This window comes from Streptomyces sp. NPDC055078 (genome assembly GCF_053607985.1).
In genome coordinates, this window is sequence record NZ_JBSGUP010000736.1 from 1 (window position 1) to 3,943 (window position 3,943).

Annotated in this window: 3 protein-coding genes; 1 reads left to right on the plus strand and 2 read right to left on the minus strand. The window is 71.9% G+C overall.

Annotation, left to right across the window (positions count from 1 at the left end; translation table 11 throughout):
* Positions 1–74: 74 nt before the first annotated feature.
* Positions 75–1,088 (minus strand): 2-hydroxyacid dehydrogenase, encoded by a 1,014-nt coding sequence (locus ACWF94_RS35725; protein WP_453498466.1) that lies wholly within the window; start codon positions 1,086–1,088, stop codon positions 75–77.
* A gap of 458 nt (positions 1,089–1,546) precedes the next feature.
* The gene (locus tag ACWF94_RS35730; RefSeq protein ID WP_453498469.1) at positions 1,547–2,956 is read right to left on the minus strand and encodes an amino acid permease; all 1,410 of its coding nucleotides are present in this window, start codon (positions 2,954–2,956) and stop codon (positions 1,547–1,549) included.
* Positions 2,957–3,334: 378 nt separating this feature from the next.
* Here ACWF94_RS35730 and ACWF94_RS35735 point away from each other — a divergent pair, with 378 nt between their 5' ends.
* The gene (locus tag ACWF94_RS35735; RefSeq protein WP_453498472.1) at positions 3,335–3,919 is read left to right on the plus strand and encodes a biotin transporter BioY; all 585 of its coding nucleotides are present in this window, start codon (positions 3,335–3,337) and stop codon (positions 3,917–3,919) included.
* The last annotated feature ends 24 nt before the right edge of the window (positions 3,920–3,943 follow it).

Below are 3,943 nucleotides of genomic sequence, written 5' to 3' on the forward strand. Positions count from 1 at the left end.
GGCTGAGGTTGACCAGGTGCGCATACCCAGCCCGTCCGGCGTTTGAGGACACGGCCGCAGGCCGTGCCCTGCGGTCAGGCAAGGGCATGCGCCAGCGGCTCGCCGCGGGCGTAGCGCGCGACCTCCGACGCCGCGATGCGCGCGGCCTTGCGGGCCACCGCCTTGCTCGCGCCTCCGACATGGGGGGTCAGCACCAGGTTGGGCGTGGAGTGGAGACGGCCGCCCGGCGGCAGCGGCTCCTCCTCGTAGGTGTCGAGCGCGGCGGCCGACAGCCTGCCGCTGTCCAGCGCGTCGCACAGGGCCTCCGTGTCCAGCAGCCCGCCGCGGCCGGCGTTCACCAGGATCGAGCCGCGGGGCAGCAGCGCCAGTTCCCGGGCGCCGATCAGCCCGCGGGTCTCGTCGGTGAGCCGGGCGTGCAGGGTGAGGATGCGGGAGCGGGCGAGCAGGGCCTCCAGGCTGTGCGCGCGCATACCGTGCACATCGCCGCGCACATACGGGTCGTACACCTCCACCTCGGCCCCGAAGGCGCTCAGCACCCGCGCCACCCGGCAGCCGACCGCGCCGTAACCGATGATGCCGACCGGGCTGTCCTCCAGCTCCAGTCCGCTGTGCTCATAGGTGTAATACGAGCCGTCCCAGGTGCCCCGCCCGGCGAGGGAGTGGTGTGCCTCCGGGATACGGCGCAGCGCGGACAGCATCAGTCCGACGGTGAACTCCGCCGTCGCGGCGGCATTGCGGCCGGGCGTGAAGCACACCTTCACCCCCCGCTCCCTGGCCGCGTCCGCGTTGACGTTGACGGGGCCGCCCCGGCAGACGGCGATCATCCGCAGCGCGGGGGAGGCGGCCAGGACGCGATCGGTGAAGGGCGCCATCTGGGTGACACAGACCTCCACCCCGTCGAGCGCCTTGATCAGCGCGTCCTCGGCATCGCTCGCCTCGGCGACCTCGCCGACCGGCCCGAAGGGCTCCAGCGGCCAGGGGAGCGTCAGCTCGGTCAGCTCCAGCGCGGAACCGGCGAGGTCGTGGCGCAGCGCGTCGGCGATCAGGGAGTTGCGGATGAAGTGGTCTCCGGCGGCGAGGACTTTCATGCGGTTCCTCCGCGTGATGGTGGGCCGGCGCCCGGTGGGTGCGCCGCACGGACACGAGGTGCGCACCGCACGGCCTCCCCGTGCGCAGCCCCGGGGAACGGGGTGCGCAGCGGATCGTAGCCGCCGCCGGGCGCTGTCGGTGCTGTCGGAGCTGTCGGGAGGGCCGCCGCGCGCCGCGGTGGCAGGGCCCGGGGTGAGCCGGCGGCCATCGCCGCGCGATGCACGGTCATCACGCCGACCCCGAACCGCCCGGCCGGCTCGCTGGAGACAGGGGCGCGCGTCGTCGCATGGAAACTGAGCTTGAGTCAGCGGACGGGGACCGTCAATCCTCCGTGCGTCGCTTCTTGCCGCTCCCGCGTGAGAACTTCCCAAGACTCACCAGTACGCCCCCGGAGAGCGCCCCGGCCGCCCACGAGAGCGCCGGTACCGGAACACAGCCACCACCACCGGCACCACCATCACTGACGTCCCTCGCGCCGCTCCCCGACCAGCTGCCGCAGATATCCCGCCAGTGCCAGGGCCAGCGCCAGGCCCCCGGTGTAGTAGAGCTGTGTCCGGGTGTCCGGCTCCCGTGCCATCAGGACGAACACCGTCACCATGCCCGCCAGCGCCACCCAGGTCAGCCCCGGGTACCACCACATCCGCACCGTCAGCCGCCCGGGCTCGTCGCGCTCCAGTCGGCGGCGGAGGATCAGCTGGGAGACGGCGATGAAGATCCAGACGACGAGGATGATCGCGCCGATCATATTGAGCAGCCACATGAAGACGTCGTCCGGCCGCCAGTAGCTGAGCAGCACACACCCGAACCCGAAGGCGGACGACACCAGGACGGCGGCCCTCGGCACGCCGCCGGAGGTGCGGCCGAGCGCCCGGGGTCCCTGGCCCCGGGCGACCAGCGAGCAGGCCATCCGGGAGGCCCCGTAGATGTTCGCGTTCATCGCGGAGAGCAGGGCGATCAGCACCACGACGTTCATGATCTGCCCGGCGGCCGGAATGCCCAGATGGTCGAGGGTGGCGACGTACGGCCCCTTCTCGACGACCTTCGGGTCGTCCCACGGCACCAGCGTGACGATGACCGCCATCGAGCCCACGTAGAAGAGGGCGATCCGCCACATGGCCGTCTTCACCGCCTTCGCGACCCCGCGCACCGGGTGCTCGGACTCGGCCGCCGCGATGGAGACCGTCTCCAGACCGCCGTACGCGAAGACGGAGGCGAGCAGTCCGACGACGAGGCCGTCGACGCCCATGGGCATGAAGCCGCCGTCGCCTGTGAGGTTCGCGGTGCCGGGGGCGTCGGTGCCCGGCAGCAGACCCGTGATGGCGAGGACGCCGATGCCCAGGAAGAGCACGATCGCCCCGACTTTCAGCGCGGCGAACCAGAACTCGAACTCGCCGAAGTTCTTCACGGCGGCGAGGTTCGTGGCGCAGAAGGCCAGCATGAAGAGGGCGACCCAGGCCCACTCGGGCGTACCGGGGAACCAGCCGGTCATGATCTTGGCCGCGCCGATGCCCTCGATGCCGACGGCCACACAGAGCAGAAACCAGAAGGCCCACCCGGCGGTGAACCCGGCCCAGGGCCCGATCGCCCGCTCGGCGTGCACGGAGAACGAGCCCGAGGCCGGGTACGCCGCCGACATCTCCCCGAGCATGCGCATCACCAGCATGACGAGCAGCCCGGAGAGGGCGTAGGCGACGACGATCGAGGGACCCGCCTTGGCGATGCCCGCGCCGGAGCCCACGAACAGTCCGGCGCCGATCACGCCGCCGAGGGCGATCATCGAGAGATGGCGCTGCTTGAGGCCGTGGGAGAGCCTCACATCGTCCGGGCTGCGGTCGACTGGCGGCGGGGATGCGGTGGTCCGGGACATACGTGTGCCCTGTTCCTCGGAGGCGGGGGAGCGGGCACAGTCTGAGCCCCTGCTCCGCTCAATGGGAACACATATCCGCTATACGGTTACCAGGCTCACACAAGGCGCGCACGCATGTATGGGGCACTCATTGGTGTGCCGGTCGATCGGCTTTGGTGGAACCCTACAGCGCCCCCTGGTGGACCCCGATGGCGCGATCCCGCTCACCTCAGTGACGAGGGTCACGCCGGGGCAGGCATAAAGTGAATCGTTTGTGGGGTCCTTCCTAACCGCCCCGCCCGCGCTTTGTCGGCGGCTGACGGTGATCCGGTGAATCCCGGTGGGCTACCGTCACCGTGTTCCCCCTGCACCCACTTCCCTCGCCTCCGCGGAGTTCCGATGAGCACTGCTTCAGTCACCTCCCGTCCGGGCGCGGTCCTCGCGGACCTGCTCCCCGCCTCCCGTACGCGGGACATCGCGCTCGTCGTCGGAGGTGCCGCGCTCACCGGCCTCGCCGCCCAGATCGCGCTCCCGGTCCCCGGCTCCCCGGTCCCGGTCTCCGGCCAGACCTTCGCCGCGCTCCTCGTCGGCACGGCCCTCGGCGCCCGCCGGGGCTTCCTCTCGCTCGCGCTGTACGCACTGGTCGGCATGGCGGGCGTGCCCTGGTTCGCCGAGGGCGCCTCCGGCTGGGGGATGCCGTCCTTCGGCTATGTCCTCGGCATGCTGCTCGCCGCCACGGTCGTCGGCGCCCTGGCCCGGCGCGGCGCGGACCGCTCCGTGGCGCGCACGGCGGGCGCGATGGTGCTCGGCTCGCTGATCATCTACGCGGTCGGCGTGCCCTACCTCGCGCTGTCCACCGGCATGACCCTGCCCCAGGCGGTCGCGGCCGGCCTCACCCCCTTCCTGATCGGGGACGCGCTGAAGGCGGCCCTGGCGATGGGCGCGCTGCCCGCGGCCTGGAAGCTGCTCGGCCGCAAGGGCTGACGATCCAGCCGGTCGGGGCGGCCG